This is a genomic window from Streptomyces sp. NPDC058195 (genome assembly GCF_042883525.1).
GTDB lineage: Bacteria > Actinomycetota > Actinomycetes > Streptomycetales > Streptomycetaceae > Streptomyces.
In genome coordinates this window covers 1-26,246 of the sequence record NZ_JBHVVM010000045.1, presented here as the reverse complement: position 1 = coordinate 26,246, position 26,246 = coordinate 1, and the positions used below count along the sequence as shown (strand labels likewise).

At 69.0% G+C, this 26,246-nt stretch carries 30 protein-coding genes; 27 read left to right on the top strand and 3 right to left on the bottom strand.

The window, feature by feature from the left end; genetic code table 11:
- Positions 1 to 131: 131 nt before the first annotated feature.
- The 9 genes from ACFVWY_RS33840 (at position 132) to ACFVWY_RS33800 (ending at position 9,279) form a co-directional block, all read left to right on the top strand.
- Positions 132 to 1,568, top strand: coding sequence for a hypothetical protein (locus ACFVWY_RS33840; protein WP_389878759.1), 1,437 nt, complete (start codon positions 132 to 134; stop codon positions 1,566 to 1,568).
- 65 nt (positions 1,569 to 1,633) lie between these two features.
- Positions 1,634 to 2,092 (top strand): hypothetical protein, encoded by a 459-nt coding sequence (locus ACFVWY_RS33835; RefSeq protein WP_389878758.1) that lies wholly within the window; start codon positions 1,634 to 1,636, stop codon positions 2,090 to 2,092.
- A 79-nt stretch (positions 2,093 to 2,171) separates the two neighbouring features.
- Complete coding sequence (locus tag ACFVWY_RS33830; protein WP_389878757.1) at positions 2,172 to 2,657, top strand: hypothetical protein; 486 nt, start codon at positions 2,172 to 2,174, stop codon at positions 2,655 to 2,657.
- A 177-nt stretch (positions 2,658 to 2,834) separates the two neighbouring features.
- On the top strand, positions 2,835 to 3,221 hold the full coding sequence (locus tag ACFVWY_RS33825; protein ID WP_389878756.1) for a hypothetical protein: 387 nt from the start codon (positions 2,835 to 2,837) through the stop codon (positions 3,219 to 3,221).
- 149 nt (positions 3,222 to 3,370) lie between these two features.
- A complete protein-coding gene (locus tag ACFVWY_RS33820; protein WP_389878755.1) occupies positions 3,371 to 3,916 on the top strand; it encodes a helix-turn-helix domain-containing protein in 546 nt (181 codons plus the stop codon).
- Positions 3,906 to 5,159 (top strand): PBSX family phage terminase large subunit, encoded by a 1,254-nt coding sequence (locus ACFVWY_RS33815; RefSeq protein ID WP_389878754.1) that lies wholly within the window; start codon positions 3,906 to 3,908, stop codon positions 5,157 to 5,159. Before ACFVWY_RS33820 ends, ACFVWY_RS33815 begins: the two co-directional genes overlap by 11 nt.
- A gap of 2 nt (positions 5,160 to 5,161) precedes the next feature.
- Positions 5,162 to 6,646 (top strand): phage capsid protein, encoded by a 1,485-nt coding sequence (locus ACFVWY_RS33810; RefSeq protein WP_389878781.1) that lies wholly within the window; start codon positions 5,162 to 5,164, stop codon positions 6,644 to 6,646.
- Between the two features lie 10 nt (positions 6,647 to 6,656).
- Positions 6,657 to 7,400 (top strand): DNA-methyltransferase, encoded by a 744-nt coding sequence (locus ACFVWY_RS33805; RefSeq protein WP_389878753.1) that lies wholly within the window; start codon positions 6,657 to 6,659, stop codon positions 7,398 to 7,400.
- 73 nt (positions 7,401 to 7,473) lie between these two features.
- Positions 7,474 to 9,279: a phage minor capsid protein gene (locus tag ACFVWY_RS33800; RefSeq protein WP_389878752.1), complete on the top strand. Its 1,806-nt coding sequence runs from the start codon at positions 7,474 to 7,476 to the stop codon at positions 9,277 to 9,279.
- Here ACFVWY_RS33800 and ACFVWY_RS33795 read toward each other — a convergent pair whose 3' ends face one another.
- Positions 9,280 to 10,014, bottom strand: a complete 735-nt coding sequence (locus ACFVWY_RS33795; RefSeq protein WP_389878751.1) for a GntR family transcriptional regulator — start codon at positions 10,012 to 10,014, stop codon at positions 9,280 to 9,282.
- Here ACFVWY_RS33795 and ACFVWY_RS33790 point away from each other — a divergent pair.
- The 15 genes from ACFVWY_RS33790 to ACFVWY_RS33720 all read left to right on the top strand — a co-directional run bounded on the left by ACFVWY_RS33790 (position 10,005) and on the right by ACFVWY_RS33720 (position 22,850).
- Positions 10,005 to 10,271 carry an Rmf/CrpP fold protein gene (locus tag ACFVWY_RS33790; protein WP_389878750.1) on the top strand — a complete coding sequence of 89 codons (267 nt, stop codon included), beginning with the start codon at positions 10,005 to 10,007 and terminating at the stop codon, positions 10,269 to 10,271. The two genes, ACFVWY_RS33795 and ACFVWY_RS33790, sit on opposite strands and share 10 nt — an antisense overlap.
- Before the next feature lie 510 nt (positions 10,272 to 10,781).
- Entirely contained in the window at positions 10,782 to 11,459 is a 678-nt protein-coding gene (locus tag ACFVWY_RS33785) for a hypothetical protein (RefSeq protein WP_389878749.1), read from the top strand.
- Positions 11,460 to 11,474: 15 nt separating this feature from the next.
- Positions 11,475 to 12,320 (top strand): phage head protein, encoded by an 846-nt coding sequence (locus ACFVWY_RS33780; protein ID WP_389878748.1) that lies wholly within the window; start codon positions 11,475 to 11,477, stop codon positions 12,318 to 12,320.
- Positions 12,321 to 12,469: 149 nt separating this feature from the next.
- Positions 12,470 to 12,856 carry a hypothetical protein gene (locus tag ACFVWY_RS33775; protein WP_389878747.1) on the top strand — a complete coding sequence of 129 codons (387 nt, stop codon included), beginning with the start codon at positions 12,470 to 12,472 and terminating at the stop codon, positions 12,854 to 12,856.
- Between the two features lie 17 nt (positions 12,857 to 12,873).
- Positions 12,874 to 13,170 carry a hypothetical protein gene (locus tag ACFVWY_RS33770; protein WP_389878746.1) on the top strand — a complete coding sequence of 99 codons (297 nt, stop codon included), beginning with the start codon at positions 12,874 to 12,876 and terminating at the stop codon, positions 13,168 to 13,170.
- On the top strand, positions 13,167 to 13,514 hold the full coding sequence (locus ACFVWY_RS33765; protein ID WP_389878745.1) for a hypothetical protein: 348 nt from the start codon (positions 13,167 to 13,169) through the stop codon (positions 13,512 to 13,514). The genes ACFVWY_RS33770 and ACFVWY_RS33765 overlap by 4 nt, the downstream gene beginning before the upstream one ends.
- Positions 13,511 to 13,945: a minor capsid protein gene (locus ACFVWY_RS33760; RefSeq protein ID WP_389878744.1), complete on the top strand. Its 435-nt coding sequence runs from the start codon at positions 13,511 to 13,513 to the stop codon at positions 13,943 to 13,945. Before ACFVWY_RS33765 ends, ACFVWY_RS33760 begins: the two co-directional genes overlap by 4 nt.
- Before the next feature lie 10 nt (positions 13,946 to 13,955).
- Entirely contained in the window at positions 13,956 to 14,444 is a 489-nt protein-coding gene (locus ACFVWY_RS33755; RefSeq protein ID WP_389878742.1) for a phage tail tube protein, read from the top strand.
- On the top strand, positions 14,441 to 14,950 hold the full coding sequence (locus ACFVWY_RS33750; protein WP_389878741.1) for a hypothetical protein: 510 nt from the start codon (positions 14,441 to 14,443) through the stop codon (positions 14,948 to 14,950). Before ACFVWY_RS33755 ends, ACFVWY_RS33750 begins: the two co-directional genes overlap by 4 nt.
- Before the next feature lie 202 nt (positions 14,951 to 15,152).
- A complete protein-coding gene (locus ACFVWY_RS33745; protein ID WP_389878739.1) occupies positions 15,153 to 18,227 on the top strand; it encodes a phage tail tape measure protein in 3,075 nt (1,024 codons plus the stop codon).
- A gap of 3 nt (positions 18,228 to 18,230) precedes the next feature.
- Positions 18,231 to 20,978, top strand: coding sequence for a hypothetical protein (locus ACFVWY_RS33740; RefSeq protein ID WP_389878738.1), 2,748 nt, complete (start codon positions 18,231 to 18,233; stop codon positions 20,976 to 20,978).
- 11 nt (positions 20,979 to 20,989) lie between these two features.
- Positions 20,990 to 21,322 carry a hypothetical protein gene (locus ACFVWY_RS33735; protein WP_389878737.1) on the top strand — a complete coding sequence of 111 codons (333 nt, stop codon included), beginning with the start codon at positions 20,990 to 20,992 and terminating at the stop codon, positions 21,320 to 21,322.
- Positions 21,323 to 21,397: 75 nt separating this feature from the next.
- The gene (locus tag ACFVWY_RS33730) at positions 21,398 to 22,360 is read left to right on the top strand and encodes an N-acetylmuramoyl-L-alanine amidase (RefSeq protein ID WP_389878736.1); all 963 of its coding nucleotides are present in this window, start codon (positions 21,398 to 21,400) and stop codon (positions 22,358 to 22,360) included.
- A gap of 2 nt (positions 22,361 to 22,362) precedes the next feature.
- A complete protein-coding gene (locus ACFVWY_RS33725; RefSeq protein WP_389878735.1) occupies positions 22,363 to 22,590 on the top strand; it encodes a hypothetical protein in 228 nt (75 codons plus the stop codon).
- The gene (locus ACFVWY_RS33720) at positions 22,587 to 22,850 is read left to right on the top strand and encodes a hypothetical protein (RefSeq protein WP_389878734.1); all 264 of its coding nucleotides are present in this window, start codon (positions 22,587 to 22,589) and stop codon (positions 22,848 to 22,850) included. Before ACFVWY_RS33725 ends, ACFVWY_RS33720 begins: the two co-directional genes overlap by 4 nt.
- 58 nt (positions 22,851 to 22,908) lie before the next feature.
- On the opposite strand, the gene ACFVWY_RS33715 is transcribed toward ACFVWY_RS33720, so the two are convergent.
- Both ACFVWY_RS33715 and ACFVWY_RS33710 read right to left on the bottom strand, forming a co-directional pair.
- Complete coding sequence (locus tag ACFVWY_RS33715; RefSeq protein ID WP_389878733.1) at positions 22,909 to 23,100, bottom strand: DUF397 domain-containing protein; 192 nt, start codon at positions 23,098 to 23,100, stop codon at positions 22,909 to 22,911.
- Complete coding sequence (locus ACFVWY_RS33710) at positions 23,097 to 23,936, bottom strand: helix-turn-helix domain-containing protein (RefSeq protein ID WP_389878732.1); 840 nt, start codon at positions 23,934 to 23,936, stop codon at positions 23,097 to 23,099. Before ACFVWY_RS33710 ends, ACFVWY_RS33715 begins: the two co-directional genes overlap by 4 nt.
- A gap of 141 nt (positions 23,937 to 24,077) precedes the next feature.
- On the opposite strand from ACFVWY_RS33710, the gene ACFVWY_RS33705 reads away from it, so the two are divergent.
- The 3 genes from ACFVWY_RS33705 to ACFVWY_RS33695 all read left to right on the top strand — a co-directional run bounded on the left by ACFVWY_RS33705 (position 24,078) and on the right by ACFVWY_RS33695 (position 25,688).
- Positions 24,078 to 24,353 carry a hypothetical protein gene (locus ACFVWY_RS33705; protein ID WP_389878731.1) on the top strand — a complete coding sequence of 92 codons (276 nt, stop codon included), beginning with the start codon at positions 24,078 to 24,080 and terminating at the stop codon, positions 24,351 to 24,353.
- A gap of 185 nt (positions 24,354 to 24,538) precedes the next feature.
- Positions 24,539 to 24,730: a putative ATP-grasp-modified RiPP gene (gene tgmA, locus ACFVWY_RS33700; protein ID WP_389878730.1), complete on the top strand. Its 192-nt coding sequence runs from the start codon at positions 24,539 to 24,541 to the stop codon at positions 24,728 to 24,730.
- A gap of 1 nt (position 24,731) precedes the next feature.
- Positions 24,732 to 25,688, top strand: coding sequence for an MvdC/MvdD family ATP grasp protein (locus ACFVWY_RS33695; RefSeq protein ID WP_389878729.1), 957 nt, complete (start codon positions 24,732 to 24,734; stop codon positions 25,686 to 25,688).
- Positions 25,689 to 26,246 lie beyond the last annotated feature (558 nt).

The window sequence follows — 26,246 nt, the reverse complement described above, 5'->3', positions numbered from 1 at the left end:
AGGTCACAGCAATGTAACCGTTACTGCAATCATTGCTGTAATGATTGCAGTAACGGTTACTGTTGGCACTCCTGACGGGCCCTCACCCCGGAAGGAACTCCGCACCTCACCGACCACACAGGAGCGACACTGTGAACGTCTACACCGCCCTCCGCCTCGCCGACGGCCTGTCCTCACGGATGCTCGACGCCCTGCACCTCTGGGCCAGCAGCCCCCAGGGCAGCACCGGCCGCACCAACAACGGCCGTGGCGGAGGCACCCACGGCGCCATGGTCCGCCGCGCCCTGATCAGTCTGGGCGTCGACGAGACCGGCCGTGCCGGGTACTTCCTCACCCCGAAGGCGTGGGCGTTTCTGCGCGCGCTGTACGGCACCACCCGCCCGGCCGACGCCGACCGCCTCACCGTCGACCAGGCCCGCACCGAGGCGTACACCACGCACCCCGCGCCCGCCGCGCCGCGCTCCGGTGAGGTCGTCATCCCCGGCGCCCTCGCCGACTTCCTCGCGGGCACCAACATGGCGGCGGGCGGTGACGACCACGACCCCGAGTGCAGGGCGACCCGCGCCGCGCTCGACGCCGGACGCCGCGGCCGGGGACGGACGCTGATCATCCCCGCGACCAGCACCACCGTGCTGAACGTCATCAGCGAATACGCCCAGACGCTGCTCGCCGCAGACGAGAACACCGCCGCCGAACGCGCCGCCGCCCGCACCTGGATCGAGCGCGCCGGACACGCCCGCCGCAGCGCCGCCGCGGTCGAGACCGTCGAGCAGACCGCCGAGAAGCGCGCCGAGCGTCGTCAGCAGCTCGCCGACTCCCGCGGCGGGAACGCCTATGAACTCGCCGTCGCCGCCGTCCGCCGCGTCGTCCGCGAGATGCCGCGGGCGGGCGCCCTCCGCGTCCGCGTGATTGAGGCCACGCCCGAGACGAGCCTCGCCCGCGACGACCTGCACGCCCTCGCCTACAGCGGGCACACCACCGCCGACGCCGTCACCCGCGTCCGCGCCGCCGTCGCCGCCCACGTCCGCCACGGGGAACGCGAGGTGCACGTGATGTTCCCCGCCCACGGCATGCGCCCCGCCCTGTACCTCGCCGACGTCATGGCGCTACTGCACCGCTGGGACGACAACGAGGCCAAGCAGGCCCGCATCGACGCCCGCACCGCCGAGCCCGCCGCCGCCCGCCGCGTGATCGAGGGCGTCATCGTCGAGCACAACGGCACCACGCGCGGAACCGCCCCCAGGCACGCGGCTGACTCCGACGCCCTTGCCGCCCTTGCCGCCCTTGCCGCCCCTGCACCTCTCCGCCTCGCCGACGTCACCGACCACACCGACATCACGGCCCGGCCCGGCGACCGCGACCACGCCCCGGCCGCATGGGGGTACCTGATCGAGCCCCGCGGGAACGGCCGCATCGCCCTGTACTGGATTGAGGCCGGTCGCCACGTCCGCCCCAACGGGGAACCGTTCGCCGTTGAGCTGGAGATCGGCGCCGACAAACTGCGCGCGGCCGGGTGGACGATTGAGCCGCGCATCCGCCGCTGCGTCATGGCGTGGCGCCCCGAGTAGCCGCCCAGCGGGCCCGCACCCAACCGGAGCGGGCCCGCTACACCCACCCGACAGGAGACCCCGAGATGAGCCAGGAACAGCCGCACCACAACGGCGACCAGGCCGCACCCACCGCAGCGGCCCGCTTTGCCGAGCGGATGTCCACGATCCTGGATGAGTACGAGCAGGAGCGCCGCGCCGAGATCACGGCGGCCGGGGGTCATCCCGACGACGACGGTTCGCGAGACGTTCTCACTCGCCGAACTCTGGCCAGCATCGCCTACCGCTACGACACCCAGTCCGACAGCCCCTCACGTCGCCAGCCCCTGATCGACGAACTCGCGGACACCTTCACACTGGCCGACGTGCGGATCATCCGGACCGTGGCCGCCGCACTCGCCGACGCCATGCCGCAAATGGCCCTTGCGTCCCGAGACGCAGGCAAACGACCGGACCGAATCGCCGCTGAGAGCGGCTACACCGCCAGCAGGGTGGCGCAGCTCATCCGCGAGGAACGCCAGCGGCACGCCAGCGACACCCAGTAGGCCCACACCACGCAGCAGGCCCGCCCCGGTCCTCACAACCCGGGCGGGCCCTGATCACCGACTGGAGCGACCCAACCCGATGACTACTCCGCAGCCTACCCAGCGCCGCGCCCAGCCGATCGCCGGTACCCGGCCGAGCGTTCGCCTTGACCAGCAGCTCGCCGACGATCTCACCTTGCTCATGGCAGACGGCAGCGACCTCACCGCCGCGATCCGCGACGCCGTGCACCTGATCGCTGATGTCCGCCGACACGCTGCTGACGACCTCGACATCGTGACGCAGCCTGCTGACGGCCTGCTGACGGCCGTACGCGCCGCGTCAACCATGTACCGGACCGCGTGGCATCACCGCATCGTCCCCATTGGCACCGCGCCGATTCTGTCATCGTTCAGGTTTCTCCAGACGCCCCCAGGTATCGGCCCGCAGCCCCTGCCCCAGGTCGACCGCAACGGGCCCATGTGGACGCCCAGCAGCAGCCTGACCAGCCCTGATGACACCCGTCAGCAGCAGCCACCCCGGCCGCCGCAGCACCAGCAGACCACCCGACCGGCCGCCCGCCCGTAGCCGCCACCCGAGCAGCAGCAGCCGCGCTCCCGTCCGCCCGATCTCAGCAGACGGGGCGCAGCCGTCAGCAGCCGTGCCGACCGGTCGGCCCCGTACGCGCGCGCGGGAGGCCGCCACAACCCTCCGCCCGCCTCGCCCGTCTCACAGAGCACAGACCTACGTACGGAGAGTGCCACCGTGAGACCCGCCCGCATCCTGATCGCCGCCGCCACGCTGCTCGCCCTGTCTGCCTGCTCGACCGAGGAGGACGCCGCGAAGCCCGCGCCGAAGGAGACGACCGCGGACTACGCCGCCGCCGAGAAGGCAGCCGGTATCCCGCCCGCCCCGACCGGCGATGCTCGCGACGCGTACCTCGACGCGATCGCAGCCGTCGACCCGCAGATCATCGCGGACGAGGAGAAGGCGATCGACGCCGGGCGCAACCAGTGCGCCTCGCTCAAGGGCGGTGGCAAGAAGCTGGATTGGGCAGCAGCGCAGCGGTTCGGGAACGACGCCCGGCCACTCACGGACGAGCAGGGCAAGGCGCTGAACGCGGCGCTGCGGGCGACGCTCTGCCCGAAGTGACGTTGCCTGCCGTTACCGATCCGTGATCTAATCAGGGCGACCCCGGCATGCCCGGATACAAACGCCCCGAACGCCCCGTCGCCCTCTCGCCGCGACGGGGCGTTCTGCATGCCCGGACACAGACCCCGCGGTGAGGAGGTGGCGCACCCATGGGCCGACCCATCACTGACACAGACCGGCGAGCGGTACGCCGCCACCACGCCGCGGGCATGAGCCGCAACGACATCGCCCGGAAGATCAAACGGTCGCCGAGCACCGTCTCGAAGATCGCCGCCGACGCCGGACTGACCTTCGACCGCGCCGCCGAGGTTGCCACCGCCACCGCCGTACGCAAGGCCGACCTTGACTCGCGGCGCACCGAACTGGCCGCCACCCTGCACGACGTTGCCGAGCGCGAAATCGGCCGCATGACTCAACCGCAGTTGTATTTCGAGTGGGGCGGGTCCATGCACTCGTACGCCGAGCGGATGCAGCCAGAGCCGACCCCGGCCGACCGCCGCACGATGATGGCGACAGCCGGGGCCGCACTCGACCGCTCGCTGAAGCTGGCACCGCCGAAGACCGACCCGGGCGAACAGGGGCGCAGCGTGATCGGCGACCTCATGGCCGGACTGGCACGCGACTACGCCACCCGCCACGGCGGACCGCCCTCGGAGGCCGAGGAGGAGCCGGAGGCCGCCGCCGATGGGCAGTAGCCTCGCGCTCTCCCCGAAGCAGATCGACAGCATCATCGAAGCCCGCGCCTTTCAGAACATCTGGGAGGGCAGCGTACGTAGCGGGAAGACGATTGCCAGCCTGCTCCGGTGGCTCGACTTTGTGGCCGATCGGCCCGAGGGCGGGGAACTGGTCATGGTCGGTCGCACCCGCGACAGCCTCGCCCGGAACGTGTTTGGACCGCTCACCGATCCGAGCATCTTCGGGCCGCTCGCCCGCGACATCACGTACACCAACGGCGCCCCCACCGCGAACGTGTTGGGGCGCACCGTGCACACGCTCGGCGCGAACGACGCCCAAGCCGAACCGAAGGTGCGCGGCTTGACGTGCGCGGGCGCGTACGTCGACGAGCTGACCACCCTCCCCCGCACGTTCTACGACCAGTTGAACGCACGCTGCTCCATCGAGGGTTCGAAGATCTTCGGGACGACCAACCCGGACAACCCGAATCACTGGGCCCGCAAGGAGTACCTGCTCCGTCCGCGCGAGACCCGGCTACGGTCCTGGCATTTCGTCATGGACGACAACCCCGGGTTGTCGGACGCGTACAAGGCGCGTACCAAGGCGTCGTACCGCGGGCTGTTCTTCAAGAGGAACGTGCTCGGCCTGTGGGTCATGGCCGAAGGGGCGATCTACGAGGCGTACGACGAGGCACAGCACGTTGTCGACACCCTGCCGGAGATGCGCCGCTACTGGATCGGCGTGGACTACGGCACCGTGAACCCGACGTCCGCGATCCTGCTCGGCCTCGGTGTCGACGACTGCCTGTACGCGGTCGCCGAGTGGAGGCACGACTCCCGCGCCGCACAACGCCAGATGACCGACGCGCAGTACTCCGCCGCCATCCGTGAATGGGTGGCGCAGCAGGGTGTGCGGCCCGAGTGGACGTTCATCGACCCGTCCGCCGCCTCGCTCATTACACAGCTGTGGACGGACGGATACCCCGGCATTGCCCGCGCTACCAACGATGTCGCTGACGGCATCCGGTCCGTGGCGTCTGCCCTTGCCGCAGACCGGCTCCGCATCCACCGGTCCTGTACCGGCCTGCTCGACGAGCTACCCGGATACGTGTGGGACGAGCAGGCCGCCGAGAAGGGCGAGGACAAGCCGGTGAAGCTTAACGACCATTCGTGCGATGCACTCAGGTACGCCGTGCACAGCACCGCGCATGAGTGGCGCCATCTACTCGCCCTGCCGACTGCCGAGGAGGCGACCACAGCGTGAGCATGCCCGCAAACGGGGCCCCGTGGCCGCCGCCGCACATGGCCACCGTCTACCGCGATATGGCCCGCGACGCCATGTGGTACGCCGGAGACCCTGTCCGTCTCGCCCGTGCCGCCGATCAGCGGGAGACCGCCCCGCACCGCGCCGACCGGGGCAACCGCAGCGGACGCCGCTCATGGGGGCGGCAATCGGTCGACTACCCGCGGAAACTGGAGCGGCGCCTACACGTGCCGTTGCCAGGCGACATTGCCACCGTCGCCGCCGATCTGCTGTTCGCGGAGATGCCGACCATCACCACCCCGGACACCACGACAACGGCCTATCTCTCCACGGTCGTTGAGCGGATGCACCCGCTGCTGCTCGGCGCTGCCGAACAGGCATCGGCCATGTCCGGAATCTTCCTGCGGCTGACGTGGGATCGGGACATCGTGCCAGACCGGCCGATACCGACGATTGTGCAGCCGGACAATGCCGTACCCGAGTACGCGTTCGGGATGCTGCGCGCCGTGACATTCTGGCGGGATCTCGACAGCGACGGAGAGACCGTCTTCCGGCACTTGGAGCGTCACGAGCCGGGCCGCATCGTCCACGCCGTGTACGAGGGCACCCTCGACAACATCGGCCGGGCCGTGCCACTCACCGAGCACCCCGAAACGGCTGGTCTGACTGACTCGCTCGGCAACGACGGGGTGTCCGTCGAGACCGGAATCCCGATGCTCACCGCGGTCTACGTGCCGAACATGACGCCGAACCGACTGCACCGGTCCAGCCCCATGGGCCGGTCGGATTACTCGGCCCCGCTCTACGACCTGTTCCTCGGGCTGGACGACACCTGGACATCGTGGATGCGCGACATCCGCCTCGCCCGCGCACGGCTGGTCGTCCCTGACGCCTACCTCACCAATCTGGGGCCGGGGCAGGGCGCAGCGTGGGACGACGACCGCGAGGTGTACAGCGGCCTCAACATGCCGCCCACCGAGGCGGGCGGCATCACCTTGTCGCAGTTCGCGATCAGGGTTGCCGAGCACCAGCAGACGGCCGAGGCACTGACCCGGAAGGCCGTCGAGTCCGCCGGATACTCCGCGCAGTCGTTCGGGCTGGAGGGTGGCGGTGAGGCGATCACCGCGACGGAGGTTGACTCCCGTGATGCCCGGTCCACGGTGACGACGAAGAAGAAAGCCGGCCATTGGCGTCAGCAGCTTGCCGACTTCCTGTACGCGTACCAGCTCCTCGCCCGCGAGCAGTTCGCTGCCCGGGTTACACCGGAGCGTCCCACCGTCGAGTTCCGGCTCGACGCCGCCGAGTCCGAGCAGTCGAAGGCCACCACGCTGGAATTGCTCGCGCGGGCCGGGGCAGTCAGCACAGCCACGAAGGTCAAGTACCGCAGTCCGGACCTGGACGACGCGGCGGTACAGGCCGAGGTCGAGGCGATCCTCGCCGAGACCGGCATGGGCGCGCCCGACCCCGGAGACACCTACCCCATGTGAGAGGTGACCAGTGTCCGACTCTGGATGGACGCTTACTGAAGGCGATGCCCTGGCCTGGCTTGGTCAACTTGGTACAGCTACTGCCGACGCAGTGATTACCGACCCCCCATACAGCAGCGGCGGCATGCTCCGGTCAGACCGGATGGGAACGACCCGCACCAAATACGCCCGCGCTGACAGCCGTACGGCCGCAGCCGATTTTGCGGGCGACAACCGCGACGCCCGGTCGTGGGCGTACTGGATGGCGCTATGGCTGGGCGAAGCCTCTCGTGTCGTCATCCCGGGCGGCATCTGCGCCATGTTCACCGACTGGCGCCAGCTCCCTGCGTCCACGGATGCCATGCAGGCTGGCGGTTGGGTATGGCGTGGCGTAGTGCCCTGGGTCAAACCAGACGCGCGACACCAACGCGGCCGTTTCGCGCAGAACGCTGAGTTCTTGGTGTGGGGCACCAACGGCCCGCGTCCCTTGACGGGCGACACTCTGCCGGGCTACTACGTTGCCCGCTCACCGCGCGCCCGCGACAGCGGGCCGAACCAACGCCAGCACCTCACTCAAAAGCCGCTCGACGTCATGCGGAGCATCGTTCGCATCGTTGCCCCGGGGGGCCTCATCATTGACCCGTTTGCCGGGGCCGGGACGACTTTGCTCGCTGCTGTTGAGGAGGGCCGCCGCGCCCACGGATGCGAGCTACACCCCGCGCACGCGCAGACGGCACGCAACCGTCTTACCGCCGCCTCTATGACCATCTGCTGACGTTGGAGCGGGCCGCGTGAAGGGCCCCCGTTGAACCGGGGCCCACCTCGCAGAAGAACGGGGGTGCAACGCCATGCCGATTCACCCTGGGATGGTTGAGGACCTGGCAGCCGGTACGCGGGACCTGTACGCCGTCGCCGAGGGACGCCTACTGCGGCTGATTGCCCGGCAGTTGGCCGACGGGTACGACTCCCCGCAGTGGGCTGAACGGAAACTCGCCGCCGTCTCCGCACTGCGCCGCTCCTCACAGGCCGTCGTCGACCAGCTTGACCAGGCCGTAACGCTCGAAGTTTTCGAGATGACCGCGGAGGCGTACAACGTCGGCCACCGCGCCGGGGTCGCCGAGCTGGGCGCACTGTCGGACGACGCCCGCCGCCTGGTCGACGAGATCACCCCGCAGGCGCAGGCCGTCGACCGCCTCGCCGCCGAGACCGTCGACCGGGTCACCGCCACGCACCGCAGCATTCTGCGCGCCGTCGTCGACCAGTTCCGGGCCATCGTCGCGCAGGTGGCCGCCGTCCCTCTGCTCGGCACCGGGACACGGCGCCAGGCCACGCAGCAGGCCATGCAGAGGTTCGCGGATGAGGGCATCACGTCGTTCGTTGACCGATCCGGCCGCCACTGGAAACTCACGAGCTACGCGGAGATGGCCGTTCGTACCGGGGTGGCCCGCGCGGCGACCGAGGGGCACATGCGGACGTTGGAGGCGGCCGGAGTCGATTTGGTCATCGTGTCCAGCGCGCCGCGAGAGTGCCCGCTCTGCCGCCCGTGGGAGTCCCAGGTACTCACGATCAGCGGCCCGGACGGAGCACGCATGGTCGAGGTCGAGCATGCAGTCAACGACGGCCGTATGGTCCGCGTGCACGTCGCCGGGTCGCTCGACGAGGCACGTCGAGGGGGGCTCCAGCACCCGAACTGTCGTCACAGCGTCGCCGCGTACACGCCGGGCATCACCCGCCCGCCCGCGCACGGAAGCAGCGACCCCGAGGGATACCAGGCCGGGCAGCGTCAACGCGCCATTGAGCGCGCCATCAGGAAGTACAAGAACCGCGCCGCCGCCGCGACGACGCCGGAGGCGCAGCGCGCTGCGAATGCCAAAGTCAGGCAGTGGCAGAGCGCCATGCGTGACCACCTTGCCGCGCACCCCGACCTGCGCCGTCTCCGCGCCCGCGAGCAGCCCGGAGCGTCGAACCTTCCCACGCCGAGCACCGCGCCGCCCGCACCGTACGTGCAGGCCGCCCGCGTCCGCTCCGGCGACCCCGGCACCATGCGCGAGATGACCGACACCGAGTTGGGCGCAGCAATGCGTGCGACATCGCTCGACAAGCGCGACCGGGCCCGGATCGCGGCCGAGCTGGACCGCCGATACCCGCCCGATCCTCTGCCCGCCCCGGCCGCGACCGGGGATGCGGTCGAGGATCTGCTCGCCGACCGGGCCGCGCTTGACGCCGCCACGGACCCGATGCCCGTGCCGGAGGAGTGGGGGGCGCTCGCCGCCGACGCCAAGTTCGCCAAGGAGCTGGCCGCCGCGGTCCGGGCGGCCGAGGAGCGCGGCGCCGAGCAGGTCGAGCGGATGACCCGGGCACGGGCCCGGGAGCTGTACTCCGAGTACGTCTATCGGCAGTACCTCTCCGCCGAGGACGCGTGCCGTGGGGTCCTGCTGAACAAGAAGGCGCGGACGGACGGGATCGACCCCGTGGCGCTGTTCTCCGGTCCGGCCCGGATCGCCCACGCCCGCGCAAGCGGCGAGCTGCGGGAGTGGTGGCGAGTGCACGGACGTCTGACGCAGGCTGAGTTCATCGAGAAGGCGACCGGCACGGCCCAGCGGTGGGCCGAGAACGCCCGTAAGAACGAGTCTGACCACCAGAATCGCCGATGATTACATGGGGACCTCGTATTCCAGCACGTACGCGCCCGCATCCAGCACCATGTCAGTAACCTCGACCACCCTGTCTGTGGCAGTAATTGCGACTCTCCGGATCAGAACGACCACGGCCCCCAGGCCCAGGTCCCGTGCATCCGGAGTGGCGGTGTCCGCCCGCACCGTCTCCCGCGCGTGTACCGGGGCATGGCCCAGGTCCGCGAGCCGTGCGTACGTACCGCCAGGGCCCGTGTCCTCATTGGTGATGGGCGAGCCTGCAACCAGGGCGGCCGGGAGATACGACACGGCACTCATGACAGGCACGCCCCCGACGAGATACCGGCGCCGTCGTACGCACGCGGGATCACCGGGTGCGAGGCTGAGCAGTCCGGCCACGTCCGGCGGTGCCGGGGCCTCGCTGACGGAGAACCGGTCGACCGTCATCATTCGGCCGTCGAAGTCCGCCGACCACACTGATTCGCCACTGCCCCACACCTGCCGTGCCAGCCGGGCAGTTGCCCGCCGCAGGATCGGTTCCGGGTGAGCGCGGACGAAAACTCCTGCGCCCTTCCGGGACTCAGCCAGCCCTTCGGCAGTGAGCACGCCGAGCGCCTGACGGGCGGTCATCCGTGCTACTTCGTGCTGCGCCATCAGGTCGTTTTCGCCGGGCAGCCGGTCGCCGGGCCCGTACGTACCGGCCCGGATTGCGTTCCGCAGCGCTGCGGCTATCCGCTGATACTTGGGTGTGGCCACGGGGCCCCCTTTCCCTTTCCTCTCTAGACAGCTTAGGCGGTGGCGTAGTGGGGACACGTGAGGACATCACGCGGGCCGGGAGCGAGGGGGCCGAGGCCGGGCGCCGCGGCGACCCGCCGACCACATGCCCGTACCCGCGCACGTCGCTGCTGCGTGGCGCATGGGTCCGCGGGTACGCCCGTGCCCGCCCGCTTGCTCTCACCGAGGACGATGCGGCCTCAGCTTCGGCTGAGGCCGCGACCCCTCGAACTACTTGAGCCTGTCGTAGAAGTACATGACAAGCAGCACGACTTCACAGCTTGCCATGACGGTTTCGGCTTTTACGTGACGGTGGACGCCGCCCCGTAACCGGACCGTCCACCTCCGCCACGTTGCGGAGTGGTTTTCTTCATCGGATTGGCGGCACGGCATCTTTGGCCAGCCCCCTTCGGTTGGGCGAGGAAGCGCCCCGCCGCGCAGTAGGCATGACGTCACGCCCCCAGCTGGAGGGCGTGTTGAGGTTTTCTTGAGATAAGACACTAGGAAGTCGTCTGACCTGCGTCAGTACATCTGAGCGGAAATTGAGCATAACGATCGCGCCTCCATAGATCGTCCCAAAACAGCTCACTCATAGCGTCGCTGACCAGCACGAATGCGGATAGAAGCGCACCCGTGCCGGTCGAGGACGACAACCACGTCGCACTACCCCGGGGCCCGCCAGGAGCGGGCCCCTTTCGCATGCCCACGCCCGCCAGGAGCGGGCCCATACCGCCCCAGGAGGGCACCCCATGAGCGAGACCACGACCGGCACCGGCACGAGCGACACCGGCCAGCAGGGCGACCCGACGGGTACCGGGCAGGCCCCGGCCCCCACCGCGCCGCCGAGCACCGACCCGGCCGCCGGTACCGGCAACGAGCAGGACCCGGCCGCGACGATCGCGCGGCTTGAAGCCGATCTGGCCGCCGCCCGCAAGGACGCCGGGCGCTCCCGCGTCACGGCCAAGCAGCAGGCCGCCGACGACGCCCGCGCGCAGCTTGCGCAGGAGATCGGCAGGGCACTCGGCATCGTGCCGGGCGACACCCCGCCGGACCCCGCGCAGCTCACGCAGCAGCTCACAGAGTCGCAGCAGCAGGCCCGACAGACCGCGGTCGAACTGGCGGTGTACCGCACCGCGCGCGACGCCGGAGGCGACCCCAATGCCCTGCTCGACTCCCGCTCGTTCGCGGCCTCGCTCGCCGACATCGACCCCACCGACACCGACGCCGTGACCGCAGCCGTTAAGGCCGCGGTGACCGCGAACCCGAAGCTCGGCACCGCGCCGGTCGGACCGCCCCGCGGCGGCGCCGACTTCACCGGCCAGCAGGGCGGAGGCGTTACCCCCGCCCAGTTCGCCGCCATGGGCTACGCCCAGCGCGCTGAGCTGTTCCAGACCGACCCCGACACATACCGGCGCCTCGCCGGATAACCCCGAGGAGTACCCATGGCTGAGACCAAGGCCGCGAACCTGATCGTCCCCGAAGTCTGGGCGGACATGTCCCAGGCAACGTTCATCGGCACCATCCGCGTCGGCGGTTCGTCCGCCGTCATGCGAGACAACACCCTCGTTGGCCAGCCCGGCGACAGCATCAGTTTCCCGAAGTGGGGAGCACTCGGCGAACTCGATGAGCTGACCGAGGCGGTCGCCATGGCCACCACGGTCATGAGCCAGACCAGCAGCAAGGCCACCATCAAGGAGGCCGGTAAGGCTGTCGAGATCAGCGACAACGCCATGCTGAACGCGCTCGGCGACCCGCGCGCGGAGGCGCAGCGCCAGTTCGGCATCCTGGCCGCCCGCAAGGTCGACTCCGACCTGATCGCACAGGCGCAGGCCAACGAGACCGCGGCCGGTGGCGGGAGTCCGTACCGGTACACCGCCACCGAGAGCGCCCTCTCCTGGGGGGTGATCAACCACGCCATCGCGATGTTCGGTGACGAGTTCGACCCGGTTGAGTTCGCCGGAATCTTCATCAACTCGGCGCAGCGCACCCAGGTCTGGGACGACCCTCAGTTCACCAATGCATCGGCGCTGGGCGGGTCCATCCCGGTGACCACGGGCACGATCGGCGCCATCGCCGGTATGCCGGTCATCGTCACCGACCGCGTGACCGCGGGGACGTTCCTCGTTCTCAAGAACAACAGCCTTGGTCTGCTGTACAAGCGGGCCCCGATCGTCGAGTACGACCGCGACATTCTCAAGCGCACCAACGTCATCACGACGAACGTGCACTACGCCGTGAAGCGGCTCGACGACCGCGGGGTGTGCGTCGGCACCCTTGCCACCCCCTGATCAGAGAGGAGAGCGCCGCCGTGCTGCTGCGCCGCCATCACGACCCAGGCCCGGGTGCCGAGCCCGATGAGCAGACCGAGAACCAGAGCGCCCCGCAGGCCCCGGCCGCGGGGCGCACGCGTTCCCGGACCAAGAAGGGGTGACCACCGGTGCGCCGCGTGTACGCCACCCCTGATCAGCTGGCGGAGTACACGGGGCGCCCCACCCCTGCGGACGCCGACCGGCTGCTGATCCGTGCGAGCGACGACGTTGACGACGCCCTGCTCGCCGCGATCTACGACACCGACACCGCGGGCATGCCGACCGCTCCCGCCGTTGTTCGGGCTCTTGCCGCCGCCACGTGCGCACAGGTCGAGTACGTGATCGCGCAGGGTGGGGACGACACCGGGGCGGCCGGGCAGTGGGATGCGGTGAGCATCGGCCCCGTGAGCATGTCCGGACGCCGTGGCGGACCGGTCGGGGCCGGAGTCGACATCGGCCCGCGGGCCCGGCGGGCTCTTGCCCGCGCCGGACTGCTGCCGGGGGTGATCTGGTGAGAGCCCCCACGTGGCTGATGCCGCATCGCATCATCATCCAGCGGTACCGGGGGGATGGCCCGGTCGGGCCGGTGTACTGGCCGCCGGGCCCGCCCGCGCCCGCGCTGGTGTCCGAGACCGTGCGCACAGTTCGGGACCGGACCGGCGCCGAGGTCACGTCCACTGCGCAAATCGTCGCCGCACCGGGGCTGGATTGCCCGCCGCAGTCGCGCATCACGCTGCCGTCAGGCCGGGTAACCACCGCCATTCACGTCGCCGCGCACACCGCGCCGGGCCTACCGGTCCCAGAAAGCACGGAGGTGTTCTGCCAATGACCCGCGCCCAGATCACGTGGAACGGCGACGCTGCGTCCGAAGCGCTCCACGCCGCCGCCGCGCGCGGTCTGCGGCTAGGCGCCGAGCACGTCCTCGAACGCTCTCGCGCCCGCGTCCCGATCGAGGAGGGAACCCTCGAACGGTCCGGAACGGCAACGGTCGATGAGCAGCACCTTTCGGCCGCAGTCGCCTACGACACCCCGTACGCGGTACGGCAGCACGAGGAGTTGGACTACCGGCACGACGCCGGGCGGACCGCGAAATACCTGGAACAGCCGATGGGCGAAGAGTCCGCCGCGGTCGGCCGGATCATCGCGGCGCAGCTGCGGCGCGCGCTGCGGTGAGCTACACCACCGAGCTCGTCGAGGGCCTGGCCGAACTGCTCGCCGAGCTGGGCCTTGGTAGGTACGGGCCGCCGGATGAGCCGTACCCGGCTACCGGCACGGCGATCGTGCTGGGCGTCATGCCCGCGGCCCCTGACCGAGTGATTTGCCTGACGCCGTACGTGATCGAGGACACGGGCGGCACGGACGCGATCACCGCCGTGCAGGTGCGCATGCGCGCCGGTCGTGACCCGCGCGACGTATACGCCGTTGCCGACGCCGTATACGCAGCCCTGCACGGCCGCGAGCGCGTCACCTTGCGGAGCGTGCCGGTCGCTCTGATGTGGCGCCAGTCCGAGACATCGCTCGGGCTCGACGCGAACGGGCGGATGGAGATTTCCGCCAACTACTACGCCCGGACTACCCGGGCCACCCCCAACGCCTACGAGTAGGAGCACCACCATGAGTACCCCCGTTGAACCGGCCGTGACCGCGCTCGCCCGCCGCTGGCGGTTGGAGGTGAACACCGGATCTGCGGAATCGCCGGACTGGACGCTGTGCCCCGGGGTCACCGAGTTCCAGCCGGCGGCCGAGCCGAACATCGAGGACAGCAGCGACTACGACTCCGGCGGTTGGGCCGGGAACACCAAGACCGGCCAGGCGTGGGAACTGTCGGTCACGATCAACCGGAAGATCAACGACACGGCGAAGTCCTACAACGCCGTGCACGAGGCGCTGCGCCTCGCGTCGTTCGCGTACGGGTCGGCGTCGCTGGTCCACGTCCGCTACATGGACCGGTCCGGTCTGCCAGAGGCTTACGAGGGGCGCGCCCTGGTGACGTGGGCGCCGTCCGGCGGCGAGTACACCGCCCTCGATCAGGTCGAGGTCACCCTCACCGGAGACGGCCCTCTCCTGCCGATCGCTAACCCGCTCGCCCCGGAGACGCCGTGACTGACTTCCAGGCACTCGACGACTTCCTCAGCCCCGCACTCGACCTCCCGGTTGCGGGCCGTGACGGTGTTGTCCGTACGTACCGGATCGAGGACCCTCCGGCCGAGGACGGCATACGGATCGAGCGGATCACGACCATGGCCGCTCGCCTGGCCGCCGGGGGCAGCGCCGACACAGCGCCCGCGCTCGACGACGCCGAGGAGATGGACCTCTACCGGATGTGTCTCGGCGACGCGTACGACGAGCTGCGCGCGGACCTGTCGTGGCATCGGTTCCGGCACGTGGCGCTCACCGCCATGATGTGGATCACTGCCGACCGGGAGACGGCCGCCGCGTACTGGGCGACCGGGGACGCCCCGGGAAAAGCCCCGAATCGGGCGGCGCGGCGGTCGGCATCGCGCGGCTCCTCGGCCGGGGGTGCGGCGAGTACGACCCCGAAACCGGCCTCTACGAGTGGTACGAGGGCGGCCTCGCCGCGCAGCCGCAAGGCCGCGCCCCGTCCCTGACGTGGGATGCGCTGCTGACTCAGTGGCCTCTGATCGAGGCCGATCTGCACCAGGTGTACGGCATCGACGCGTCCAGCGGCATCCTGCGCCAACGGTCCTGGCGATGGCTGCGCGCCCGCATCCTCGGGCTGCTCAGTGCTGAATGCCGCATTCACCGCCACTTCGCACCACCGCCCGACACCGGGCAGAGAGGGGGCCGGTGATGGCACTGACCGTAGGCGAACTCACCGGGTACATACGGCTCGATGACGGCGAGGTGCGCCCCGCTCTGCGCCGGACAGAGAGTGATGTCCGCGCGTCCGGGCGGCGCATGACGGACGCCGCCGAACAGGCTGGGCAGGACGCGGGCGCAGCGCTCGGTGACGGTTTCAGCCGGGCGGCTGATGGCAGTATCCGGGATGCCCGCGGTCGGTTCGTGTCGGCCGGGCGGACGGTAGGCGGGGCGGCCGGTGACTCGCTCGGCGACGGGTTGCGCCAGGGCGCCGACGATGGCGCGGATGATGCTGCCCGCGCCGCCGAGAGCGGGTTTTCCCGCATCAAGCTGGCCGCCGCGGCGGCCGGGGTCGCGGCCGGTGCGGTACTCATGGCCGGACTCGTCCAGGCGCTTGACCAGTCCCGGATCACGGGCCGTCTCGGCGCGCAGCTGGGGGCTACTCCCGCGGTAGCGCAGCGGTACGGGCAGATTGCCGGGCAGATGTACGCGGACGCAGTCACCGAGGATTTCCAGGGTGCTGCGGACGCGATCAGCGCGACGATGCGGGCGGGGTTGCTGCCACCGGATGCGACGAATTCACAGGTTCGGTCGATTGCTACGAACGTTGCTGATTTGGCGGCAACGTTCGAACTGGATTTGGGGCAGTCGGCAAATGCAGTCGGCCAGATTATGAAAACCGGGCTCGCTCCGAACGCTAAAGCAGCCCTGGATATCATCACTAAGGGACTCCAAGGAATGGGGCCGCGCGCCGACGATATCGCCGACACTTTCAATGAGTATTCAGTCATTTTCCAACGTCTCGGACTGAATGCACAGACGGCGACCGGACTCATTTCGCAGGGCCTGAAAGCGGGTGCCCGCGACACGGACGTGATCGGGGATGCCCTCAAGGAATTCACCATCGAGAGTGTTGTCGGGAACGATAAAATCGTTGCCGGATTCAAAAGCATCGGGCTGAATGCAGATCAGATGATCCAGATGATTTCGGCGGGCGGACCACAAGCCACAAGGGCTCTGCAAATGACGCTCGATAAACTCCGGGAGATGGAAGACCCGGTGAGGCGGGATGCTGCCGCGGCCGAGCTTTTCGGCACCAAATCAGAGGACGTCCAAAAGGCTCTTCTAGCCCTGGACCCGTCCAGGGCTGCAAGCGCGCTTGGAAATTTCTCCGGCGCGGCCGACAGGGCCGGTAACTCTCTCCGTGACAACGCAGGAGCGCGCGTTGAGGCGTTCAAACGGAGTCTTCAGCAGGGTGTCGTGAACGTGCTCGGCACGCAGGTGATTCCCGCGCTGGCGCGGTTTGGGACGTGGGCACAGCAGAACAGCGGCACCTTGCAGGCCCTGGCCGCTGCGGTCGGTGGGGTCCTTGTGCCGGTTCTGGTGCTCATGGGCGTCACAGCTACGGTGACTGCCGCCCGGACCGTGGCCGCATGGGTCACGTCTGGCGCGTCGGCACTGGCATCGGCCGGTACGCAGGTAGCCGCCGGTGCCCGCGTGGCCGGGGCGTGGCTGCTGATGGGCGTTCAGGCGATGCTCCAGGGCGCCCGGATGGCTGCGGCGTGGGTTGTGGCCATGGGCCCGATCGGATGGGTTATCGCCGCGATCGTCGGGCTGGCCGCGCTGATTTTCTCGAACTGGGACACGATCAAGTCTAAAACGAGTGCCGTTTGGGACTGGATTACGAGCAAGATTTCCGGAGTCGGGAAGGGAATACTTAACTTCTTCCTCAAGTGGAATCTGATTGCCATTTTCCTGCGCCACTGGGACGGCATTAAGTCTGGTGTATCAAAAAAGGCCATTGCGCTCGTCCTCTTCATGGCGGGACTACCGGCCAGACTTTCCCGCGCATTGGGCAGTCTCGGTTCGCTCCTGCTCGAAAAGGGCCGGAATGTAGTCGAGGGGCTATGGAACGGCATCAAGGCCATGGGCGGGTGGATCAAGGGCAAGTTGATCAGCTGGGCCAAGGACATGATTCCCGGACCGATTGCAAAGGCTCTCGGAATTCATTCACCATCGAAGGTAACGACAGAACAGGGCCGGTGGATCGCGCGCGGCCTTATCGATGGGCTGACAGGATCATCGAAACAGGTGAAGTCTGCCGCCACCCGTGTCGCCGATATGGTGACTGACGGCCTGGCGCCGGGGAAGAAGCGGTCGAAAGCGCTCGGGAAAATCAGCAGCGGCAGTAAGCAACTGGTCGCGCTGGCCAACCGGGAAGTGAAAATCGCGGGCCAGTTGAAGGCTGCACAGAAGAAACTTGCCGACCAGATCAAGGCTCGCGACAAGCTCGCCACCGACGTCCGAAAGGGCGTCCTCGACGCCGGGGACATCACCGCGGGCGGCGGGATCACGTCGGCCGACGCCATCATGCAGAACCTCAGCGCCCGGGTACAGCAGGCGCAGCAGTTCGCGCAGCAGCTCGCACAACTCCAGAAGAAGGGCGTCCGCTCCGACCTGATCGCTCAGATCGCACAGGCCGGGGTCGAGCAGGGGGCCGCGTCCGCTGCGGCGCTCGCGACCGCGTCAACGTCGCAGGTGCGGCAGATCAACGCGCAGCAGGCGTTGTTGGTCAAGGCTGCGGACAGTGCAGGAAAGACCGCGGGCGACGCAATGTACGGCTCCGGCATCCAGGCCGCGCGGGGGCTCGTGAAGGGTCTCCAGTCGCAGCAGAAGGCGATCGAGAAGCAAATGGCGACGATCGCCAAGGGGATGCAGAAAGCGATCCGGCAGGCGCTCGGCATTCACTCGCCGTCGCGGGTCATGGCCACGGTCGGCCGGTACATCCCGCAGGGACTCGTGAGGGGCATCGACGGGGGCCGCGGCGCGGTCGATGCGTCGATGGCTGCACTGGTCGACCCGTCCGCCGTACCGGTCCCGTCCGGCGCGGTCTCCGGACCGGCCGCCCGGTCGGGCGCGAGCGGGGCGACCGGGCGGACCGTGATCGAGATCCGGTCGTCTGGGGCCCGTCGTGATGACGCGCTGCTCGAAGAGCTACGGCACGCAATCCGCGTGCGTGGCGGAGACGTTCAGCTCGTGCTTGCGGGCAAGAAAAGCCGGAGGTAACCCGTGGCGTTTCCAGAGGACCCGCTCAACCTGCGCGCCGAACTGCTGCTCGGCGGAACGTGGACGGACGTTACCCCGTTCCTGTACAGGCGAGAGCCGGTGCAGATCACGCACGGCACGGCGAGCGAGGCCGCGCAACCGGACCCGGCCTCCTGCTCGCTCCTGCTCAACAACCGAGACGGCCGGTTCTCCCCGAGAAACCCCGGCGGCCCGTACTACGGGCTGCTGGGCCGTAACGTCCCCGTCCGGGTGTGGGTGCCGGGGCCCGAGTCGTACCTCGTCCTCAACGGCACCCCGGCCGCCTACGCCAGGACACCGGGCCTGCCCGCGCTCGGCATCACGGGCGATCTTGATATCCGGATCGAGGCAACACAGGACTGGGGCGCAAACGGTGATCACGCCTTGATCGGGCGTTGGGCGGCGGGGCAGCGGTCCTACCTCCTGCGCGTGAGCAATGGGTACGCGGTGCTCAACTGGTCGCCCAACGGAACCGACGTGCTGTTCGCGGAGCAGTTCCTACCGGCGCTGCCGGAGCGGGCCGCGCTCCGGGCGACGCTCGACGTTGACAACGGGGCGGGCGGCTACACCGCCACCGTGTGGTGGGCGCCGGGTATGGACGGTCCCTGGGAGGTGATCGGGGCGCCCATGCCCGGCGGTTCCGCTACGAACGTCTACGCCGGTACAGCACCGCTCGACATTGCCCCGTCGACCGGTGCCGGACCGGCCCCCATGTCGGGGGTCGTCCACCGTGCAGAGGTACGCGCGGGGATCGGCGGGGCGCCGGTCGCGGGGCCGGACTTCCGGGCCCTGGACGACGGCACCTTGACCACCACCGACCGCACCGGCCGCGTGTGGACAATCGGCCCCGCCGCGGAGATCACACACCGGGCAGGGCTCTTTTACGGGGAGGTGTCGGAGTGGCCGCCCCGCTGGTCACCCTCGGAACGTGACGCGTGGGTGCCCGTGCAGGCCGCGGGCATTCTCCGCCGACTCGGGCAGGGGCGCCGCCCGCTGCAATCCACGCTGCGCCGCCGAGTCCCGTCAGCCCCGGGGCTGCTGGCGTACTGGCCGATGGAGGACGGAGAAGGGTCCACGCAGCTCTACTCCCCGGTTGAGGGCGTGCAGCCTGCCCGGTTCTCCGGGCTCGATTTGGCCGCCGACGAGAGTTTGCCTGGGTCGGCCGCTCTGCCGACCGTCACGACCGGCGCCACATTGTCCGCCCGTGTTCCGACCTCACCGCGGCAGGGGTGGCACGTAGAAATGGTCTACCGCCTGCCGACAATGCCGGGGCTCCAGACAGAGATTCTGCGGACGACGTTGACGGGCGGGGCGGTACGCACCGTGCACGTTCTTGCCAGCACCAGCGGTATGCGAATCGAAACACGGGACAGTAACGGGGAGATCATCTCGTTCGCGGTCGTCGTCGAACCCGCCGCTCTATCCGACTTCGCCGGAATCTGGAACCGCCTGGCCGTGTACGTGACAGACGCGGGAGGCGGGCGCACACGGGCCGTATGCGCCTGGCGCGACATCGCCAACCAGACCTGGTGGTACGTCTACACCAGCTACCCCGAGTCCATGGGCGCGGTCACGGCCGTAGACGGCAGTTGGGGCACCGGCGGCGCCACGGGCATGACGCTCGGACACCTGGCCGTGCTCGACGTCCCGGGCACCGGCACCAACCCCAACGTCGTGATCTTCAACGGCGCCGACCGGGCATTTACCGGCGAAACAGCGAACGACCGACTGCGCCGCCTCGCCGCCGAGGAACCGCAACTGCTCATGACCACGCTCGATGGCGACACGCTCACCCCGTCCGAACAACTGGGACCACAGGGGCAGTCCGAGTTGATGACGCTACTGAGCGACGTCGTTGAAACGGATGGCGGGGTGCTATGCGAGCGGATGGACCAACTGGGCCTGGTGTACCGGGACCGCGCCACCCTCTACAACCAGACCCCCGCCCTGGTGCTCGACTACGCCGCCAATCACATTGCGCCCCCGCTCGAACCTGTCGACGATGACGCCACGCTGCGCAACGACGTCACTGTGACCCGCGCAGGCGGATCGTCCGGCCGGGCCGTCGTCGACACCGGCCCACTGTCCGTACTGCCCCCCGAGCAGGGCGGAGTAGGGGTATACGAGGAGGCTGTCACGCTCTCGCTCGGCCACGACGGCCAGGCGCAGCCGCTCGCCGCGTGGCGGGCGCACCTGGGCACGTGGGACGAGGCCCGCTATCCCACTGTGCGGGTGCGGCTGCACCGCCACCCCGAACTCATCCCGGCCGTGCTCGCGCTCCGCCCCGGGGACCTGATCCGGATCACGAACCCGCCACACTTCACTGGGCCCGGACCACTGGACCTGATCGTGCGGCAGATCCAGCACCAGCCGCTGCCGCGGTCCTGGGATCTCACCCTGTCGTGCACCCCGGCCGGTCCGTACCGGATCGGTGTGGTGGGTGATCCGGTACTCGGCCGGGCGGACACAGACGGGTCAAGCGTGGCCGCAGACGCGACCGCGTCCGCAACCTCGCTGCTGGTCGCCACTACGGTCGGTCAACCGTGGACGACCGACCACGCCGAGTTCCCGTTCGACGTACAACTCGGCGGGGAGGTCGTCACCGTGCGCAGCATCGCCGGGGCGTCGTCCCCGCAGACGTTCACCGTCGACCGCGCCATCAACGGCATCAGCAAACCCCACCAGGCCGGTACGGATCTCCGTCTCGCCGTCCCCACCATCGTTGCCCTGTAGGAGGCACCCCCATGGCTGTTCCGGCCACCCTGTGGCAGCCCGGCATGAGAATCACCGCCGACCGTCTCAACGCGAAGGACTACCAAGCAGGAGTCGTGAGCATCAGCTTCACGAACCTCTCTTCGTACACGCAGGCGGCGACTTTCCCGACGCCCTTCCCGACCCCCCCGATCATGAATGCGGAGATCGCCGCGGGCGCCGGGAGCACCGGACGTTTCGAAGTCCGGACCATCAACGTCAGCGCCAGCGGTTTCACGCTGTTCGTCCTTCTCACGGACGCTGCCGAGGGCCCGGACACCTGGGTGAACGTCCCGGTGCACTGGACCGCCCGGATGCCGACCTGACACCACAGCCCTACCGCACCACTCACCGCCCGCGCCCGCCACAGCCGGGCTCTTTTCATGTCTGGAGACACCCACATGGCAACACCGCTCACCGCTGCCGCGCTCCTGTCCGCCCTGCGCGGAGAGGGCGTCGGCGTCGTCGAGGTCGGCTCATGGCGCACCCACAACCGCGCCGGACACGGCGCGTGGGGCCCCGTTAACGGCGTCATGATCCACCACACCGTCACATCGGGCACGGACGCGTCCGTACGCCTGTGCCGCGACGGGCACAGCACCCTGCCGGGCCCCCTCTGCCACGGCGTAATCGCGAAGGACGGCCGGGTGCACATGGTCGGCTGGGGCCGCACCAACCACGCCGGGAGCGGCGACCCGCGTGTCCTGGACCAGGTCGTAGCCGAGTCGTACGGCGCCCGGCCGACCCCGCCGACGAAGAGCAACGCGAACGGGGTCGACGGCAACGCCCGCTTCTACGGGTTCGAGTGCATCAACTGGGGCGACAACGCCGACCCGTGGCCCGCGGTGCAGGTCGAGGCCATCGCGCGGGCCGCCGCCGCGCTGTGCCGCGCGCACGGGTGGTCAGAGCGGTCCGTCATCGGCCACAGCGAGTGGCAGATCGGGAAAATCGACCCGCGCGGCCCCATCGGCACGAAGGGTGGTCCCGCGCTCACCATGGCCAGCATCCGGGCCCGCGTCGCCGAGCTGTTGAAGACCGGCAAGCCGACCGCTCCGAGCAAGCCCTCGAAGCCCACCGCGCCGAAGCCGAAGCCACCGTACGCCCCGCCCGTGTTCCCGGCCGGTCTCGCGCCGGGCCGCAAGTCTCCTTCGGCGCGCGGGCTTCAGCGGGCACTCAAGGCCGCCGGGTACATGTCCAAGTCCATTCCCGAGGCCGACTCGTACGGACCCGCGAGCAGCGCCGCCGTCGCCCGCTTTCACCAGGCTCACCCTGCCTACCGCGGCGCAGGACTCCACTACGACCCCGCCATCGGCCCGCGCGGGTGGGCCGCACTCCACACCATCGCCTACGGCGGAAAGAAGTGACCATGCAGACGAGCACCGTGCGCAGTATTCGCACCGCTATTCAGGCCGCGATCGGCGTCGCCGCGGCGCTCCCCGCGATCGTCGCCGCGTCCGGCATCCCGGAGTCCCTGCCCTGGGTCGCGGGCGCGCTCGCCATCGCGGCAGGCGTCTCCCGTGTGATGGCGCTCCCGGTCGTCGAGCAGCTGCTCGACCGCATCGGGATCGGTCTCACCGAGGACGGGCGCCCGTGACCATCCCCACCCCGTCCGACCCGGCCGCAGTCGCCGTCGAGCTGGAACGGCTGCGGGGGTCAGTCGAGACCGGGCTCGCGAGGGTAGATGGGTCGCTCGCGCTCCTGGTGCAGCGCGGCGACCAGACAGACCGCCAAATCTCCGACCACGAAAAGAGGCTCGACACCCTCGAACGCAAGCAATGGCCGCTCCCATCGCTCGCCGCCCTGGTCGGCGTGATCGGTCTCATCCTCACCCTGTGGCAAATGTCCCAGAAGTGACGCCGCCCCCTCCCGCATCGTGCGGGAGGGGGCGGCATTCTGCGTTCAGGGGCGCCGATCAGAGGGCCGAGACGAACGCCTCCCAGGCAGGGGCGGAGACGACCACGGCCGGGCCGTCAGCAACCTTCGAGTCTCGGACGGGGACTACGCCATGGAAGCCGTCGGCAACCTCCACGCAGGCGCCGCCGTTTCCATCGCTGTAGGTGCTCTTGCGCCACGTAGCTGCGGTGAGGTCCAGGGCTGCGGTCATGATTTGTGCTCCTCTGCCGCCGACTCAATGAGCTGTAGGGACACCTCCGGCGACAGCGCGGCGGCCCTGGCGAGATCGTATGACAGGAGACAGGCGTCGAGCGTTGCCTCGTCCTGCATGAGATGCCCCGAATGAGGCGCCTCTACATACGCAATCGGGGGCGCGTCCGGAAAACGCATGATGATGAGCTGTCCAGAGAGGAGCGGGTGCGCCCCGGCATCGTAGGGGAGCACCTGCACTACCGCTCGTGCGTCCCGTACCAGGGATGCAACATGATGCAGTTGGCCACGCATCACGGCGGAGGCGCCGATGCGCCGCACGAGCGCGGATTGGTCCAGGATCACCAGGAGTTGCGGACGGTTGTCGCGCTTCAGTATCTCCGCGCGATTGAGCCGTGCATCGACAATGCCCTGCACCTCCGACGCCGTTCGAAAAGGGCCCGCCGCGCGCGTGATCTCTGTGGCGTACTCAGGCGTTTGCAGCAGTCCCGGAAACAGCGATCCGCCGTACCAGTCGATCCGTGATGCGGTCGGCTCCAGCTCAGCCACGACGGCGAAGTAGTCAGCTACTCCCGTTTTTTGAGCGGCCCGGAGCGCCATTCGGTAGACGACAAGGAGGTGTCCGTCTGCCCGAAGAGCCGCGTCGATCCGCCCCACCATCGCCTCGTCAGGAGACCGGGCCCCCGTCTCGAACTGCGAAACGTAGCCCTTACTGATGAACAGGAGATCAGCCAACTCCTGTGTTGACAAGCCCTGTTCCTGGCGTCGACGCCGAACCTCGCTGCCCAGGAAGGCGAACGGATCGCTTGTCGGGTCAAGCTTCTTCGGGCTGAACATCACACTCCCGTTTACCCGCGACTGTAAACACACCGTGGGTTCCGAGCGTACTGACCCCGGGGCACTCTTGTGATGTGCCCGACGCAACGAACACCGGCTCGCCGCGGAACACAGGGCATCCCCTACGAGAAAGGCCGGACCATGGGCGTAGCTCCCCCCCACTACCACCCCGCGTACGGCTGGCGACTCGACCGCATCCCTGGGCAGCGCATCGCCGAGTACGAGATCGAGCACCAGACTCTGTTCCACCTACCGCTCATGATCCTGCTCAACGGGCGGATGCGTGGTGAGGGTGGTGTCTGGATGAGCCGCGCCGAGTTGGAGCAGCTGCACGCCGAGCTGTGCTACATGCTCACCGACGACCCTGGCGCCGCCCTGGACTGCCAGTGGCCCGACACCAAAGAGGCTCCCCGATGAGGCAGGTGCGCGCCGCGTGGCGCGCCGCCCAGGGGGCGACTGGCGTACTGCTGATCGCCATGATCTCCGGCTCATGCGTGCTCGCTCTCGGGCTACTGGCGACGCTCCTCTAACCCCCAGAACTCCCCCGGCCGCCGTGCCGGGGGTGCACAGAGAGAAGTCATAAACGACAACCGGAGGCAACAGTGAAACCCTTCGCTCTCGCTTACACCACTCCCCGGACCCCGGAACCGGCGACGTCCTTCACGTACGACGCCGCCCGTCAGATGAACACCTGCCCTGACGGAACGCTGGCCGCGGAGAACTACCCCGTTCTCCTGTCGACCGCATCCACCACCTCCACGGCGGGCAGCGCGACCCACAACGACGACGACTGACATGACCGTCCTCATCCTCACGTCCGAGGAAGACGTCACCGCGGACATGGTGGTGCACCGCCTTGTCCGGCAGGGAACACCCGTCCTGCGGGTGGACCCTGCCGATATCCCCGGCCGTGTGGCCCTCACCGCCCGCATCACTGCGGGCGGTGAGTTGGTCGGGCACATCACCACCGACCGTCAGCGCCTGGCCCTCACCGACGTGAGGTCCATTTGGCTGCGCCGTCCCGGCCGCCCGGGGGCCGGAGCCACCGAGCAGGCGGAATGGGTGGCTACCGAGACCGAGCGGGCGTTTTACGGCGCGCTTCGCGCCAGCGGCGCCCCCTGGATGAACCATCCGGACGCGGTAAGCCTGAGCCGCTACAAACCCTGGCAACTGCACGCGGCCCACCAGGCGGGCATGCGCGTCCCCGAAACGGTCTTCACTACCGTTCCGGATGATGCCAGCCAGTTTGCTGTCGCCGGGCCGGTCATCGTGAAGTCGGTCAGCGGCCGACATCCCGAGGACCCACCGGGCACCCTGCCCACATGCCGCGTGGAACCGGACGCGGACTTCGCCGGAGTCGCAGCGTCCGCTACGTGCCTGCAAAGGGAAGTGGCCAAGGTCGCCGACCTGCGGCTGACGGTGGTCGGGGCGGCCCGGATGTTCCCATGCTTCATCGAGCCGAAATACGGCGAGACGCTGGACTGGCGGTGGCTCCCGGCCGACGAATGCGAATGGGCCATCCGGGAGATCCCTGCGGCCTTGCAGGCGTCCGTTCGGCGGTACATGGCCGCCGCTGGTCTGGTGTACGCGGCGGTTGATTTCGCTATCGACGCGACCGGGCGCTTCTGGTTCCTCGAAGCGAACCAGGGCGGGCAATTTGGGTTCGTGGAGATCGCCACGGGCGCCCCGATCTCACAGGCCATCGCCGACTGGCTCACGTCACCGGTTGGAGCGACCCCGTGTCCTGGCTGACCACCGAGCGCTACTCTCCCGATATGGGCTACTACGACTACACGCCGATGGACTCCCCGTATGAGATGAGCTGGCCCGCTCGGGACTGCAACACGTGCGGAGACCCCGAGATCGCCTGGGCCTACCCTGTGCGGGAGGTGACCTTCCCGCGGCAAATCTCCGCGGACGGTGACGTCCAGACGATCCTCCATGCCGCACAGCCGTGGTTCGCGTGCAAGCGCTGCTGGCCCCTGATTGATGCGGGTGAGTGGGACCGCCTTGCCGCGGAGGCCGGACGTCCCACGGGGTACTTTCGCAGGCTCGCCGCCGCGAAGTCTGGGAAGCCCTATCGGTGGGCTCCGGCCGCCTCAACGCGGCAGTAGCAGCACACCGACAGCCCCTCGCGTGAACTTTGCGCGAGGGGCTGTCGTGCATTCGGGTGTTAGCGGCGCGAGGACCGGGCAGGGGGTTGACCGGTCCGTCGTGTCACCAGACAATGCCGTCTAGCTATTGGTCTAAACCACCCGGGATGGTACCCAGCATGACCAGCAACGAAAGTCCTTCCCTCTCCAATCTGCT